Raw genomic sequence first — 14,265 nt, 5'->3', positions numbered from 1 at the left:
GAGGAGAAAGTGGGCGAGACGGTAGAGAAGACGGTCGGCGAGACCGTCGAGGAGAAAGTGGGCGAGACGGTCGAGGAAACCGTCGGAGAGACCGTCGAGAAAACGGTCGGCGAACAACTCGACGAGGTCCAGGCCCAGGTCAAAGCGGTCGACGAACGCGTCGACCGCCGTCCCCGCGAGGATCAGGTCGAGGACCTCCTCGAGGAATCGGACGAGGACGGATCCGCGGAGGATTCGGGCGCCTGACCTCGTCCGCGGGTCCGCGGCCGGCTCCGGGGCCCGTCGCGCCGTAGCGGGGTGAATCGGGGCCGCCCCACGCTACCGTCCGGGGGAGCCCGGCGCGCCGTGACCGTCAGCGAACCGCCGTGACCGGTACCGGGGATCGCCTGAACACGGTTTCGGCGACGTTCCCGACCAGGAACCGTCGCGTCGCGCCGTCGCTGTGTTTCCCGTGCTTGCCGAGTACGACGGCGTCGTAGCCGTCGGCCCGGTCGACGATCTGTCGGCCGGGGTGGCCGATGGCGACGACCGTGTCGATCTCTCGGTCCCGGTCGGCCGCCACCTCGCGGGCGCGCTCGAAGACGGGTTCGGCGCGCTCGCCGGCCGCCTCCTCGAAGTCTTCTTCGAGCGCGAGGGCGACGGCCTCCCCCATCATCATGGAGGGGACGCCGACGACGTGGAGGACGGTGATCTCGGCATCCGGATGGTTGTCGAGGGCGTACTCGAGGGCCCGTTCTGCCATCTCGGAGTCGTCCATCGGAACGAGAAGCCGTGTAAGCATGGTGCGTGATACGTCTCCCGGGGACGTAAGTACCCCGTCAGGCGATCCCGGGGAGGGCGGTGAAGAAGCCGTAGGCCAGCATCGTCGACATCGACGGGCCGACGATCCACATCGAGACGTACTTGATGACCGCGCCAGGGTTGAACAGGTCCCCCGAATCCAGGGCCTCGTCCGACTCTTCCTCGCCGATCTTCGTCATCGGCGCCTCGGGCTCCGTCTGCAGAGCCCCCATCGCGAGCTCCGCGTCCGCCTCGCCGGTGAGCGCCTCGCGGGCGGTGATCGGTCGGGTCGCCCGCCCCCACCCCAACCCCACGATCGTCATCACCGACGCCATCACGAGGCTGATGGGAATCCCGATGTACGAGAGGGCGGTCGTGATCGTCGCCGCGGTGACCATCACGATCAGCGCGGCCAGGAGGGGAATGTCGCTGAGCTCGCCGCCGACGGACTCCATCGTCCGGCGGGCGATCGTGAAGCCGCCGAGGCCGATCGCGACCGTCGCGATGATGATCGCCGGGCCGGGCTCGAGCGCGCCGCTGCTGACCAGCGGGGCGACCGCGTTGGGGACGTTGCTCGCGCCGGCGCTGAACGCCATGTAGCAGCCGACGATCATGACGAGCGTCGTGCTGGCGAGTTCGCGGTAGGTCGTGTTCGGCCCGAGACCGGGCCTCGGGACCGCACGGGTGCGGTCGAACGAGAGCAGTGGCCCGGCCGACTTCTCGATCCGGAACCGCCGGTTGAGTTCGGGATACAGGTAACGACCGATCGTCGCACCCACCCAGAAGCCGATGATCGGGGTGACGATCCACCACGAGAGGATCCACGCGATCGTCTCGTAATCGAGCGTTCCCGTCGCCAACCCCAGCCCGGCGATCGCACCCACCGTCGTCATCGAGGTCGGCACCGGGACGCCGAAGACGTTGGCGACGAGGATGCCGAGCCCGATGAAAAAGAGGACGGCGACGCCCGCCGCGAGCGAGATCTCGATCGTGATGATGTCGCCGCTGAGGGTCTCCATCACGTTCCGGCCGACGGTCGCCCCGCCCAGGAAGACGAAGACCGTCATGATCGCGGCGGCCGTCGTCTTCTTCAGCAGTCCCGCACCGACGGCCGGGCCCCACGCGATCCCCGTCGACGAGCCACCGATGTTGAACCCGACGAAGAGCGAGGCGACGATCCCGACGGCCAGCACCGTTTCTACCATCGCTGGTGGATATGTGGACGATCCGGAAGGGCTTATTGGAAGGTATCCGCATCATACGTAACTCCGCGCCCCTCGCTGGTCGCTCGACCCACGCTCGCCGATCGCTATCTCGGGGTCGGCCTCCAGTCGGCTCGGCGGCTCGCGGCTCACTCCGTTCGCCGCTCGCTACTCCGAGGATCCACGCCCCGTTCGGATCCTCCCGATTCGCGGGTCGCCCCGTTCGCCGTTCGCGGTTCCGAGCCCGTCTGGCGCACGCCCTCGCTGAGGACGAACATCATCAGGACGGTGATCGTGGCCGCGCTCGCGAAACCGGCGATCCCGTCGTCGGGCGAGATGGTGGTCCAGGGTTCGAGGAGGACGAGCGCCACGATCACCACCAGCGCGGTGACGTCGAGCGGGATCGGCTGGGTGACGAAGAGCCCGACGGCGGCCGCGATGATCGCGAACACGACGAGCATCTCGACGGAGAGCGCAGACGTCTGGGTCTCGCCCGTCTGGAGGAGGATCGACGCGCTCGCGGCGACGGTCGCGGGGATCGACACGGGTCGGGGTGAACCGTACGTCCGCCTGCACCATATACCGCCAGGGGAACCGACACGTCCTGCGACGGTGGAACCAACATGTCTTGCGACGGTGGAACCGACACGTCTTGGGACCGCTCGGTACCGACCGACTCGACGCGACCAGAGGCGTTAACTCCGGCACGCTCCCGTGGTCGGGTAGAGATGACGCTCTTTCCCACGTTCGAGGTCGTCCCCGCCGTCGACGTCCGGAACGGCGAGGTCGTCCAGCTGGTCCAGGGCGAGCGCGGCACCGAGACGACCTACGGCGATCCCGTCGAGGCGGCCGAGCGCTGGATCGACGCCGGCGCGCGGACGCTGCACCTCGTCGACCTCGACGGCGCGTTCGAGGGCGAGCGAGCGAACGCCGACGCGATCGACGCCGTCGTCGACGCCGTCGAGGTCCCCGTCCAGCTCGGCGGCGGCATCCGGACCCCGGACGAAGCCCGGGACCTCCTGGAGCGCGGCGTCGACCGCGTGATCCTGGGAACCGCGGCCGTCGAGAACCCGGAGATCGTGGCGGAGATCGCCGAGACGCATCCCGGTTCGGTCGTCGTCGGTCTCGACGCGAAGGACGGCGAGGTCGTCGTCGAGGGCTGGACCGCGGGCGCCGGCGTCTCACCCGCGGCGGCGGCCGGGCGCTACGCCGACCTCGGCGCCGCGGGGATCCTCTTCACGAACGTCGACGTCGAGGGCCGGCTCGAGGGCGTCGCGACCGACCCCGTCCGCGACCTCGTCGGGGCGACCGACCTGCCGGTGGTCGCGAGCGGGGGCGTGGCCACGCTCGACGACGTGCGGGCGCTCCGGGACGCGGGCGCGGCGGCCGTCGTGGTCGGGAGCGCCCTCTACGAGGGTCGCTTTTCGCTCGCTGAAGCGCGGGCGGCCGTCGAGCAGGGGTGAACGGGCAGCGGCGGGGCGAGGAGGGGAATACGGCTCGATCCCGAGGGAACAGGACGGGGGCGGAGTGAGGTGGCGAGAACGTGGACGCGGCGAAAACGGGGACGAGGCGAGAACGGGAAACGTCGGGAGGCGTGGGTTGGTCGGTAGCCGATTCAGCTCTGGTTGTAGCCGTGTCCCAGATAGAGCGCGACGACGTTGAGCGCGAGCAAGCCGACGAACAGCGCGACGGTGCTGACGCTCTCCAGTCCCTGTACGAGCATGCTCAGGTGGACGAACGGGAGACCGATCGCCCCCCAGAACGAGAGGAACTGGACGGGTTGTTTCAGGGAGTGAGCGAGTCTGGTCGCCAGGGCGTCGGCTTCGCGGCCGACGCGGCCGAGGGAGCCGTTCGCGAGGGGGGAGGGCTTGGACAGCATATTGTTCACCTCTCTGGAATCTACTCGGAGACGTACCATCATATAATGCGACCAATATTAGCCACGTTTCGCCCCGTTTCACGCGTCGGTAGCGTCCCAGTACGATGTTTCGAAACGCCCTCAGAAACCGCTTAAAATTTTATAGGCCGTTCTGATACCTTAGTTTCCGATCGAGGTCACCGGCGGAATCGGGCCGTTCCACCCGGCGTCGAACGGCCGGCTCGGGCCGAACCTCTACGAAATCCGAGAAGTAGTGCGATCGGCGCGATCGCCGGTAGGTCGCCCCTTCCGAACGCGCGGTCGGGAGCGTTCGCGGACCCGACGGGTTACGAACCGATTACCGGCCGGGAGCGGACTCGCCGAGACGTTCCGGAGCGTGGCGGCCGGCAGCGGTGAGGCAGTTCGTCGCAGGTCGGCGTTCCGTGGAATTCCCACCGCTCGCAATCTCGAGGATCGCGCTCACTCCGATCGCGCGATCCTCGCACTCCGCAACCACCTTGTACCTACACCCCCGTCTCCACCTCATGAGCGATCGATCCGCGACGGTCACCCGCGAGACGGCCGAGACCGCCATCGAGTGCTCGCTCGAAATCGACGGGGCGGGCGCGTCGGAGGTCGACACCGGCATCGGCTTCTTCGATCACGTGCTGACCTCGTTCGCGACCCACGGGCTCTTCGACCTGACCGTCGAGTGCGACGGCGACCTTGAGGTCGACGACCACCACACGATCGAGGACGTCGGCATCTGTCTCGGCACCGCCCTCGACGAGGCCCTCGGCGACCGCGCGGGCATCGTCCGCTTCGCGGATCGCCGGGTGCCGCTGGACGAGGCCGTCGCCGGCGTCGTCGTCGACGTCAGCGGCCGACCCGTCTTCCGCTTCGACGGCGCGTTCTCCCAGGACGCCGTCGGCGGGATGACCAGCCACATGGCGGGACACTTCTGGCGGTCGGTCGCGACGAACGCGGGGTTGACGCTGCACGCGGAGGTTACGGGGGACAACGCCCACCACGAGATCGAGGCGCTGTTCAAGGCCTGCGCCCGGGCCCTCGACGACGCGACCCGGATCGACGAGCGTCGGGACGAGGTGGCGAGCACGAAGGGCGAGCTGTAAGCGGTCCTCCGGCGACTGCTGATGCCGGCTGTGACCGTGTACCGATACAATCGCAAGAGGGTTCGCGGTTGTGCCGGAAATGACTTGCAGCCGTCGTGATGACGCTTCGCCGCTCACGGTTCCTTGCGGTCGCCGTTCGCCACAACGAGGAGCCTCGCTGCGCTCGGCTCACTCCGGTCGCCGTACACCGTTCCGAGGAGCCCCGCCGCTCACGGCTTCCTCCGGTCGCCGTTCGCCACAACGAGGAGCCTCGCTGCGCTCGGCTCCTCGCCGCCCACGAAACGGTTTTTACCCGTCCGGCCCCGAGCGACACCCGATGAATCGTCGCGCCCGCGGCGGCCGCTCGCCCGACGCCCGAGCGGAACGGCCGTCCCGGCGCGCGCGATCGGACGCGACCGCGTCCGTCACCGACGGCGCGCGGCGGTGGAGGTGTCGGCCGTGACCGGGGACGGCTGTGCGCTCTGCGATCTCCCGCTCGGCGAGACCGCGATCGCGGGCGAGGACGGCGACCGCTACTGCTGTCGAGGCTGTGAGCGCGTCTCCCTGACCCTCGAGGACGTCCCCGACGCCGCGGTGAGGGAGGGGACGGATGCGGATCCGACGGAGCCCGACGATCCGCCGCCGGGGACCGAGTGCGCGTTCTTCCGGGTCGACGGGATGCACTGTTCGACCTGCGAGCTGTTCGTCGAGCGGGTCGCGGCGGCCAGCGAGGGCGTCGAGCGGGTCGCCGCGAGCTACGTCTCGGAGACGGTGCGGATCGACTACGACCCCGACGAGACCGACGAGGCCGAGCTCGCGGAGGTGCTGACCGGCCTCGGCTACACCGCCTATCCCCGCGACGACGCCGTCGCGCGTCGGCAGGCCGAGGATCGCACCGAGGCGCGACTCATCGTCGGCGTCCTCTTCGGGATGGTCGTGATGATGCAGTACGTTCTGCTCATCTATCCGCTTCACGTCAGACCGCCGTACTACGACGCCCGGACCCACGAGTTTCTCGTCGAGATGGTCACGAGCGACGTCGCCGTCCCCTTCTTCGTCGTGCTGTTCGCGCTGACGAGCGTCGTCTTCTTCGTCACCGGCCGGCCGATCATCAGGGGCGCCTACGTCAGCCTGAAGACCCGCAATCCGAACATGGACCTGTTGGTGACGATCGCGGCCGGCGCCGCCTACGCCTACAGCACGCTCGCGGTCGCCGTCGGCCGGGTCGACGTCTACTACGACGTGACCGTCGCGATCGTCCTCGTCGTGACGGTCGGCGGCTACTACGAGAGCGCGGTGAAACGCAAGGCCGGCGACCTCCTGTCGGCGCTGTCGAGCGCCCAGGTCGAGGAGGCCCGCCGCTACGAACCGGACGGCTCGACGACCACCGTCGACGTCGCCGCCCTCGAACCAGGCGACCGGGTTCTGGTGCCCGGCGGCGAGCGCGTCCCCGTCGACGGTCGCGTCGTGGAGGGCGAGGGCGCCGTCGACGAGGCCGTCGTCACCGGCGAGTCCCTCCCCGTCGGGAAGACCGAGGGCGACGCCGTCGTAGGCGGCTCGCTGCTGACCGACGGGGCGCTCGTCGTCGAGGTGGGCGCGGGCGCGGCCAGCAGCGTCGACCGCATCGCCGACCTCGTCTGGAACCTCCAGAGCTCCTCGAGCGGCATCCAGCAGCTCGCCGACCGGCTCGCGACCATCTTCGTCCCGCTGGTGAGCGTCCTCGCGCTCGTCGTGGCCGCGCTCTACCTCCTGACCGGCGCCGGACTCGCGGCGGCCCTGCTCGTCGGACTCACCGTCCTCATCGTCTCCTGTCCCTGCGCGCTCGGCCTCGCGACGCCGCTCGCCGTCGCGACGAGCGTCCGCGAGGCGATGGAGCGCGGCGTGGTCGTCTTCGACGAGACCGTCTTCGAGCGCGTCCGCGACGTCGACGTCGTCGTCTTCGACAAGACCGGGACGCTGACGACCGGCCGGATGGAGGTCCTCGACGCCGAGGGGCCCGACGACCTCTTCGAGCGCGCGGCCGCCCTTGAGCGGCGGTCGGCCCACCCGGTGGCGGGCGCCATCGCCGATGCGTTCGGGCCCGGTGCGGACGCGTTCGACGTCGGATCCGACGACGATTCGGCCGTCACCGGCGGCTCCGCGGTCGAGACCGACGGGGGCGTGCCCGAGGGGGAGCGAGTCGGGGCGGCCGGCGCCGACGGCCCGGTCCCGGACGCGGCTGCTGTGACCGGCGAGGGGGGCGCCGAGGAACCGGCCGACGACCGCGTCTCCGACTTCAGCGCGTACGCGACGGGCGTCGGCGGCGTCGTCGACGGTCAGGAGGTGCTCGTCGGCCACCCGGACCTGTTCGACGATCGCGGGTGGACCGTCCCCGACGAGCTGACCGAGGCGGTCGCGGCCGAGCGCACGTTCGGTCGCCTCCCGGTGCTCGTCGGCCGCGACGGCGCCGCGGAGGGCTGGGTCACGGTCGGCGACGAGCCCCGGGACGGGTGGGCGGAGACGATCGCCGGCCTCGACGCGCGCGGCGTCGAGGTCGTCGTCCTCACGGGCGACGACGAAGCCGCGGCCAGCTTCTTCCGCGAGCACGACGGCGTCGACGAGGTGTACGCCGGCGTCCCGCCGGAGGGCAAGGCCGAGACGGTCCGCCGGCTCCGCTCGCGAGGGCGCACCGCGATGGTCGGCGACGGCACAAACGACGCGCCCGCGCTCGCGAGCGCGGACCTGGGGATCGCGCTGGGCGGCGGCACCGCCCTCGCGGCCGACGCCGCCGACGTCGCCATCGTCGACGACGATCTCGCCTCGATCGAGACCGTCTTCGCCCTCTCGGCCGCCGCCGGCCGCCGCGTGAAACAGAACATCGGCTGGGCTTTCTGCTACAACGCGATCGCCATTCCGATCGCGATCGCCGGCCTGCTCAATCCGCTGTTCGCCGCGGTAGCGATGGGCGCCTCCAGCGCGCTCGTGGTCACCAACTCCTCGCGGACGCTGCTGCCCGACGGCGGAGAGGGCAACGACTGAGCCGACCGTCGATCGGGCGTCGAAACGGCCGGTCGCCGGACGCGTCGCTCTCGAACAGCTACCGCCCGCCCGGCGGCTCGTCCGCGTTCTCGACGTCGAGCCGTTCGATCGTTTCGGCCTGGGCTTCGACCTCCTCCAGCGCCCGCTCCTGCTCGTCGCGGCTCGTCCCGCCGGACTCGACGTGGCGGCCGCCGTACTGCCAGCGGGGGATGGCGTCCCAGACGGTGGCGGACTCCCCGTCCTCGGCCCCGTCCCCGCCGTTCCGGAGCGTCGCGGCCGCGAGCGCACCGAGAACGAGGACGGCCGCCGCGAGCGTCCCGCCGAGTCCGTGCGCCCGACCGACGAGAGCGCCGACGGCCAGGATCGACGGCGTCAGGATCAGGACGGCCGCGAGTACGACGCCCGCTCCGCCGAACCGCGATCGACCGTCACCAGCGTCGCTCACGTTCGAAACGTTGCAGCCGAGACACAATCAGACCCCGGTCTGACAGCTGTCCGCCGTCGGCGGCCGGCAGCCGGTTCGATCCCGCATCCTGGCACCGAGCCGGCGCTCACTCGAGCACCGACACGAGCCCGACCGGTATCGAAAACGGCGGCCGCCGGCTCCGCGCGTTTCGCCCCTACGGCCGGCGGAGCTGGCTCCCGTCCTCGACGAACTCGCCGCGCTCGATCGCGCGCTCGAGGATCGCCTCGATCTCGTGGTCCTCGAGGTCGTACGCGCCCGCCGCCAGCGCCTCGACCTGCGACCGGGGCATGGGGAACTCCCGGTTCCGGAGCAGCCGCAGGACCTTCGCGTACGCGCGACGGGTGCGCCTCGCGCGGGCGGCCGTCCCGCCGGCGGTCCCGTCGGTCGACGTCGCCCCGCCGTCAGCGTCCGTCCCGACGTCCGGCGTGCCGGCCGCCTCGTCGGCGCGACCGTCGTCGACGGCCCCGTGGGCGCGACCGTCTTCGTCGACAGTTCCGTGGGGGCGACCATCGTCGTCGACCGCCCCGTCCGCGCGGCCCTCGCCATCGCCAGGCTCCTCGTCGGCGACGGCCACGCCGATTTCGCCATCATCGTCGCCCGCGCCGTCGACCGGTTCTCCGCTATCGACGGCGATTGCGCCGTCACCGGCTGTCGCCTCGGAACGATCGTCTCCGGCCGCCTCCTCGGTGAACGTGATCCCTTCGTAGTCCGGCAGCTCGGCCGTCGCATCCTCGACGCTCTCCTCGCGCTCCGTGACGCCGCCGTGCCCGCCGGCGCTCGTCGGCCCGTCGCCGCTCTCGCTCTCGGCCGCGGTCGCCGCGTCTTCGGTCGTCGAGTCGGCGCCTTCGGCCGCGGTCGTTCCGTCGTCGCCCGACGAGTCACCGCTCTCGTCCCGGGACTCGCGTCCGTCGTCGGGAGCGGGGCGCTCGCGACCGGCGCGTCCGCGTTCGACCCGCTCGCGCTCGGACTCGCGAGCTGTGGCCGTCCGGCTCTCGTCGCCGAACGGCGCGATACGATCGCCCGCCGCCCGACGATCGTCGTCGCCGCCGGAACCAGGCGCATCCTCGCCGTCGCTGCGGGCGTTCGACGCGCCGTCGCCGGCGTCGCCGGCGACCGAGGCCGACGCACCGGCGCGGGCGAGCAGCGGTTCGAGCAGCTCGCCCAGCAGCGCCTTGCAGTCGGCGCAGAGGACGACGCGCCGGCGCTCGGCCTCGCTCGGCTCCAGTTCACCGGGAACCACCTCGAAGGTGCCGACCGGTTCGGCCGCGCAGAAGTCGCAGTTGCGGAGTTCTCGCATGTTCCGATAGTACCGACGCGGGGGGTAAAAAACCGATCGTCGAACGCCAATAACCGACGGATACCTGTCACGAGGGTACCGGCAGGTCGCGAATCGCCGGCGGGGACGGGGTCGCGGCGCACCTCGGCGGCCGGCGAGCGTTCGGGAGTTCGACGGCCAGCGCCGAGGAACGGATCACCTCGCCGCAGTCCGGCTTCCTCGCCCGCGCGGCGGATCGGGCCGCCGTCGCCGCCACGGCGGGAACGATATGTGGGTGGCCGAAAAACGGTTCGGCATGTTCGACGAGATCATGGAGAAGTTCGAGGGCTCGCCCAGCCAGCAGGCGGTCATCCGCCTGCTGCTGGAGCGCGGGTTCTCGGTCAACGACGAGGGCCGGGTGGTCTCCGGCGGGATCGAGATCCCCAACACCGGAATCGCCCGCGAGGTCGACGTCGACCGGCGGGTGGTCGACTCGACGACCGACGTCATCCTCGACGACGACGAGTTACGCCGGATCTTCCAGAACATCTCGCAGGTGCCCAGCCTCATGGACCTCGCGCCCGTCCTCGACCTCACCGTGCTCGCGATCGAGGTCGAAGATCCCGACGCGACTGGCGTCGTCGCCACGGTCTGCTCCCTCATCGCCGACCACGACGTCTCGATCCGCCAGACCATCAGCGAGGACCCCGAGTTCACCGACGAACCCCGCCTCTACATCGTCACCGACGAGGACCTGCCCGGCGCGCTGATCACCGAGGTGCGGGATCTGGCGTTCGTCCGCAAGATCGAGTTGCAGTGATCGATCCGGGCGTGCCCGTGCGCGGGACTCGTTCCGTCGGCGCGCGAATCGGCCGGCGCTCGCTATCCCCGTCGCGTAAATAGTCAGCCCGATCGAGCCGTATCGTTTAAGCGGCCCTCGTCACGACTACGGCTATGACCGGCAGAGTCGCCACCGTCGGAGCCGTCCTTTTCCTCGCGGTATCGGCGGCGCTCGTCCTCTCGGTTGCGGGCGCGGGGGCATCCGTCGCCGCCGGACTCCCGTCCGATTCGCCCCCCGGCGCGGCGACGGATTCGGGCGATTCGACGCCCGCCGCGGTGGCGGGATCGACCGACTCGACGTCCGTCGCGGTGACGGAATCTCCCGTCTCGGCCGCAGGTCCCGACGAGGTCGATCCGGACGGGATCGAGATCGACGTCGTCCTCGCCGAGGACGGGTCGGCCGAGTGGGAGATCCAGTTCCTGGTCGCGCTCGACGACGACGACGGGGAAGCGGCGTTCGCGGACCTCGAGGACGACGTCGCCGAGGATCCGGATCCCTACGTCGAGCGGTTCGCCGATCGGATCGACTCGACCGTCGAGAACGCGGCCGCGTCGACGGGTCGATCGATGCACGCCGACGGCTACGACGTCCGCACCGAACGCCAATCGCTGGCGCGCGAGTACGGCGTCCTCGCGTACTCGTTCACCTGGCACGGGTTCGCGGCCGTCGACGGCGACGAACTCCGCGCCGGCGACGCGATCGATCGCTACTACCTCGACGAAGATACCCGGCTGGCGGTCTCGTGGCCCGAGGGGTACGAGCTCCGATCCGTGGCGCCGGAGCCGGACGACGAACGCGAGCGGACCGTCGTCTGGCGCGGGTCGGAAACCGACTTCGTCTCCGGCGAGCCGCGCGTCGTCGTCGCCAGCGACGGGCTCTTTTCGAGCGCAGCGCTCGTCCTCGGCGGGCTGGCGGCCGTCGGTCTCGCCGTCGCCGGGATCGCGTGGTGGGCCCGGAGCCGGGGCGGGGCGGTCGATTCGACCGACGACGCCGACGGATCGACGTCGTCGGGTGCAGCCGGCGCCGAGGGCGACGAGCGGAATCGGACGGACGCGGACTCCGACGGCGAGGAACCGCCGCGGCCGGACCCCGCGGAGTTCCTGAGCAACGAGGAACGGGTCCTGGGCCTCCTCGAAGAGCGCGGCGGCCGGATGAAACAACAGCGGGTCGTCCAGGAGCTGGGCTGGACCGACGCGAAGACGAGCCAGGTCGTCACGGGCCTCCGGGAGGACGGGGACCTCGAGTCGTTCCGGATCGGCCGCGAGAACGTCCTCGTGCTCCCCGGGGAAGAGCGAGAGGCGGACGAAGCTGATATATAACATAACCGGTCACTCAACGAGCGTCAATATCGGTCGACCGATCCAAACCGTTCCCGTCGACCGATTTTAAAGATCGTTAAACCGGGTTGAAGGTCGATAAACCGGACTGATGAACTGCCGTATATATACTCCCCCGGCGACTATCAGGAGTTGCGATGAATCGAACCATCACGCTCGCGCTGGCCCTGGTGATGGTCGCCTCGCTGGCGGCCCTCCCTCTCGCCGCGGCCGGCGTGGGTTCCGTCACGCACGCACAGGCCGACGAACACGCCGACGATCAGGCGGCGAACGAATCCGCGACGCCCGGCGAGCAGCTCTCCGGCGTCGTCGGCGCTCAGGCGGCCGAGACCGACGCCGAGGTCGCCGACCGCACCTACGGCATCCAGGTCGCCAACGCGGCGACCCAGGAAGAGGCCGCCGACGTGGTCGGCGAGCGCCTCGCGGACGTCGAGGAACGCCTGACCGAACTCGAAGAGCGGAAGGCCGATCTCGACGAGCGCCGCGACGCCGGCGAGCTGACCGACGGCCAGTACGGGGCCGAGATGGCCAAACTCGCGGCCGAGACCGCGGCGGCCGAGCGCCAGGCGGCACAGGCGGCCGAGACCGCCGGCGGCCTCGACGCTGACGTCCTCGAGGAGGCCGGCGTGAACGGTAGCGCCGTCGAGGAGCTCCGCGACCGCGCGAACGAGCTCGGCGGCGGAGAGGTGGCCGCGATCGCCCAGTCGATCGCCGGCGACAGCGTCGGCGCGTCGATCGTCGACGACCGCGAAGTCGGCCCGCCCGCGGAGCTGCCGCGCGAGGAGCCGCCCCGCGACGGCGTCGATGACGACGAGGGTGACGGCGACGACGAGGGCCAGTCCGATGACGCCGGCGACGAATGATCGGAGGTAGGCACGCCGCCGCTCGTCCGATCGTCGTCGCGGTCGCTACGCTCGTACTGGTGAGCCTGCTCGCTCCGGGCGTCGCCGCCGGCCAGGAACCGGTGCCGGACGATCCGGCGCTCGTGGTCGACCTCGACGCGGACGGTGACGCGACGGTGACGCTCGTCAGCACGTACGACCTCGAGAGCGACGACGAGCGAGAGGCGTTCGAGGACCTGCGTGAGGACGGAGACGCTCGCGAGAAGATCGCCGACCGGTTCGCCGACCGGATGGCGTCGATCGCCGCGGACGCGGCGGCCGCGACCGACCGCGACATGTCGGTCTCGGACGGCTCGGTCGAGGTCCGCGTCGACGGAGATCGCGGCATCGTCGCCGTCTCGGTCCACTGGTCGGGTCTGGCCGCCCTCGACGGCGACCGGCTGACCGTCACCGAACCGTTCGCCAGCGGCTACGAGTCCGATCGGCCGCTCGTGTTCGTGGCGCCGACCGGCGCCACGCTCGCCGACGCGACGCCCGAACCGGATCGGACCGACGGCGAGGCGGCGACGTGGGACGCCGGCACCGACCTCGGCGGGTTCGAGGCGACCTACGAACTCGGCGAGGACGCCGGCGGCGACGCCGCCGACGACGACGCAGCCGACGACGGACTCCCCGGATTCGGCCTCGTCGCAGGGGTGCTGGCGCTCGCGGCGAGCCTCACCGCCGCGCTGGCCCGCTCCCGTCGCCCGGCCCGGTGAACTTCCTCCCGCTCGCTCGCGTTCGCGGATTCGACCCCCGTCCGCTTCGACGTACTCTTTTCGCCACCCGCCGTACGGTCACGCATGATCGATCGGGCGCCGCTGTGGCTCCGGCCCATCCGTGCCCCCCGGGGTGGCCATCGGTGAGCGGCCCGTACCGTACCGTCGACGAGGCCGCCACCGCGAGCTTCGAGGTCCGTGGCTCGGAGTTCCTGGGCCACGCGCGACCCGTCGAGTCCGTCGACACGGCGGAGGCGTTCGTCGACCGCGTCCGGGAGCGCTACGACGACGCCACCCACAACGTCCCCGCCTATCGGGTCCGGTCGGACGCCGACGGCGACTTCCTCCGGGAGTACTCGAGCGACGACGGCGAACCCTCGGGCTCGGCGGGCAAGCCCGCGCTGAACGTGCTGCAGGGTCGGGACCTCGAGAACGTGGCCGTCGTCGTCACGCGCTACTACGGCGGGACCAATCTCGGCATCGGGGGGCTGGTTTCGGCCTACGGCCGGGCGGTGACGGAGGCCGTCGACGCGGCGGGAGTGGTCGAGGAGCGCCCGCACGAGCGCATCGACGTGGTCGTCGCGTACGACGACTCCGGGACGGTGCGCGGGATCCTGGAGAGCGAGGGCCACGAGTTCGACGCCGAGTACGCCGCGGACGTCGCCTTCGACGTTCGGGTGCCGGTGGCCGAGGCCGAGGCGCTCCGGGATCGCCTGCGGAGCGCGACGAGCGGCCGCGCAGTCCTCGACTAGTCAGCTGCGGTCCGAGACGGTGACCTCCGTCACGTCATCGACCG

General features: G+C 70.9%; 14 protein-coding genes and 1 pseudogene. 9 read left to right on the top strand and 6 right to left on the bottom strand.

Annotated features, from left to right (window positions below; translation table 11 throughout):
* Positions 1–246 (top strand): annotated as a pseudogene (locus QZT59_RS03375) (hypothetical protein); the annotation flags it as partial.
* A 106-nt stretch (positions 247–352) separates the two neighbouring features.
* Here the strand turns inward: QZT59_RS03375 and QZT59_RS03370 are convergent.
* From QZT59_RS03370 to QZT59_RS03360, 3 genes are all read right to left on the bottom strand, one after another.
* On the bottom strand, positions 353–781 hold the full coding sequence (locus tag QZT59_RS03370; RefSeq protein ID WP_290811325.1) for a universal stress protein: 429 nt from the start codon (positions 779–781) through the stop codon (positions 353–355).
* Between the two features lie 37 nt (positions 782–818).
* Positions 819–1,985: an inorganic phosphate transporter gene (locus QZT59_RS03365; RefSeq protein ID WP_290811322.1), complete on the bottom strand. Its 1,167-nt coding sequence runs from the start codon at positions 1,983–1,985 to the stop codon at positions 819–821.
* 146 nt (positions 1,986–2,131) lie between these two features.
* Positions 2,132–2,527 carry an SLC13 family permease gene (locus QZT59_RS03360; protein WP_290811319.1) on the bottom strand — a complete coding sequence of 132 codons (396 nt, stop codon included), beginning with the start codon at positions 2,525–2,527 and terminating at the stop codon, positions 2,132–2,134.
* A 183-nt stretch (positions 2,528–2,710) separates the two neighbouring features.
* Between QZT59_RS03360 and hisA the strand changes: the two genes are divergently transcribed.
* Complete coding sequence (hisA, locus tag QZT59_RS03355) at positions 2,711–3,445, top strand: 1-(5-phosphoribosyl)-5-[(5-phosphoribosylamino)methylideneamino]imidazole-4-carboxamide isomerase (protein WP_290811317.1); 735 nt, start codon at positions 2,711–2,713, stop codon at positions 3,443–3,445.
* Between the two features lie 152 nt (positions 3,446–3,597).
* Here hisA and QZT59_RS03350 read toward each other — a convergent pair whose 3' ends face one another.
* A complete protein-coding gene (locus tag QZT59_RS03350) occupies positions 3,598–3,861 on the bottom strand; it encodes a hypothetical protein (RefSeq protein ID WP_394348636.1) in 264 nt (87 codons plus the stop codon).
* A gap of 524 nt (positions 3,862–4,385) precedes the next feature.
* On the opposite strand from QZT59_RS03350, the gene hisB reads away from it, so the two are divergent.
* Together hisB and QZT59_RS03340 are read left to right on the top strand one after the other, a co-directional pair.
* On the top strand, positions 4,386–4,973 hold the full coding sequence (hisB, locus tag QZT59_RS03345; protein ID WP_290811315.1) for an imidazoleglycerol-phosphate dehydratase HisB: 588 nt from the start codon (positions 4,386–4,388) through the stop codon (positions 4,971–4,973).
* 429 nt (positions 4,974–5,402) lie between these two features.
* On the top strand, positions 5,403–7,970 hold the full coding sequence (locus QZT59_RS03340) for a heavy metal translocating P-type ATPase (protein ID WP_394348635.1): 2,568 nt from the start codon (positions 5,403–5,405) through the stop codon (positions 7,968–7,970).
* A 58-nt stretch (positions 7,971–8,028) separates the two neighbouring features.
* Here QZT59_RS03340 and QZT59_RS03335 read toward each other — a convergent pair whose 3' ends face one another.
* Together QZT59_RS03335 and QZT59_RS03330 are read right to left on the bottom strand one after the other, a co-directional pair.
* Positions 8,029–8,415, bottom strand: coding sequence for a hypothetical protein (locus tag QZT59_RS03335; RefSeq protein WP_290811313.1), 387 nt, complete (start codon positions 8,413–8,415; stop codon positions 8,029–8,031).
* 175 nt (positions 8,416–8,590) lie between these two features.
* Positions 8,591–9,733, bottom strand: a complete 1,143-nt coding sequence (locus QZT59_RS03330; RefSeq protein WP_290811312.1) for a hypothetical protein — start codon at positions 9,731–9,733, stop codon at positions 8,591–8,593.
* Between the two features lie 274 nt (positions 9,734–10,007).
* Between QZT59_RS03330 and QZT59_RS03325 the strand changes: the two genes are divergently transcribed.
* From QZT59_RS03325 to QZT59_RS03305, 5 genes are all read left to right on the top strand, one after another.
* Positions 10,008–10,511 carry an amino acid-binding protein gene (locus tag QZT59_RS03325; RefSeq protein ID WP_290811311.1) on the top strand — a complete coding sequence of 168 codons (504 nt, stop codon included), beginning with the start codon at positions 10,008–10,010 and terminating at the stop codon, positions 10,509–10,511.
* Between the two features lie 134 nt (positions 10,512–10,645).
* Complete coding sequence (locus tag QZT59_RS03320) at positions 10,646–11,851, top strand: hypothetical protein (RefSeq protein ID WP_290811309.1); 1,206 nt, start codon at positions 10,646–10,648, stop codon at positions 11,849–11,851.
* A gap of 155 nt (positions 11,852–12,006) precedes the next feature.
* Positions 12,007–12,732, top strand: coding sequence for a hypothetical protein (locus QZT59_RS03315; protein ID WP_290811307.1), 726 nt, complete (start codon positions 12,007–12,009; stop codon positions 12,730–12,732).
* Positions 12,729–13,469, top strand: a complete 741-nt coding sequence (locus QZT59_RS03310; RefSeq protein ID WP_290811304.1) for a hypothetical protein — start codon at positions 12,729–12,731, stop codon at positions 13,467–13,469. Before QZT59_RS03315 ends, QZT59_RS03310 begins: the two co-directional genes overlap by 4 nt.
* 143 nt (positions 13,470–13,612) lie before the next feature.
* Positions 13,613–14,221, top strand: coding sequence for a YigZ family protein (locus tag QZT59_RS03305; protein WP_290811301.1), 609 nt, complete (start codon positions 13,613–13,615; stop codon positions 14,219–14,221).
* The last annotated feature ends 44 nt before the right edge of the window (positions 14,222–14,265 follow it).

This window comes from Halovivax sp. (assembly GCA_007119345.1).
In the GTDB taxonomy this organism is placed as follows: domain Archaea; phylum Halobacteriota; class Halobacteria; order Halobacteriales; family Natrialbaceae; genus Halovivax.
Note: the sequence above shows the minus strand (reverse complement) of the source record. Positions and strands in the feature narration are given on the sequence as shown.

Bases quoted from the DNA above. Each gene is read 5' to 3' on its own strand.
- QZT59_RS03370 (WP_290811325.1), bottom strand. From the start codon at position 781: ATGCTTACACGGCTTCTCGTTCCGATGGACGACTCCGAGATGGCAGAA.
- QZT59_RS03325 (WP_290811311.1), top strand. From the start codon at position 10,008: ATGTTCGACGAGATCATGGAGAAGTTCGAGGGCTCGCCCAGCCAGCAG.
- hisB (WP_290811315.1), top strand. From the start codon at position 4,386: ATGAGCGATCGATCCGCGACGGTCACCCGCGAGACGGCCGAGACCGCC.
- QZT59_RS03315 (WP_290811307.1), top strand. From the start codon at position 12,007: ATGAATCGAACCATCACGCTCGCGCTGGCCCTGGTGATGGTCGCCTCG.
- QZT59_RS03330 (WP_290811312.1), bottom strand. From the start codon at position 9,733: ATGCGAGAACTCCGCAACTGCGACTTCTGCGCGGCCGAACCGGTCGGC.
- QZT59_RS03365 (WP_290811322.1), bottom strand. From the start codon at position 1,985: ATGGTAGAAACGGTGCTGGCCGTCGGGATCGTCGCCTCGCTCTTCGTC.
- QZT59_RS03320 (WP_290811309.1), top strand. From the start codon at position 10,646: ATGACCGGCAGAGTCGCCACCGTCGGAGCCGTCCTTTTCCTCGCGGTA.
- hisA (WP_290811317.1), top strand. From the start codon at position 2,711: ATGACGCTCTTTCCCACGTTCGAGGTCGTCCCCGCCGTCGACGTCCGG.
- QZT59_RS03350 (WP_394348636.1), bottom strand. From the start codon at position 3,861: ATGCTGTCCAAGCCCTCCCCCCTCGCGAACGGCTCCCTCGGCCGCGTC.
- QZT59_RS03310 (WP_290811304.1), top strand. From the start codon at position 12,729: ATGATCGGAGGTAGGCACGCCGCCGCTCGTCCGATCGTCGTCGCGGTC.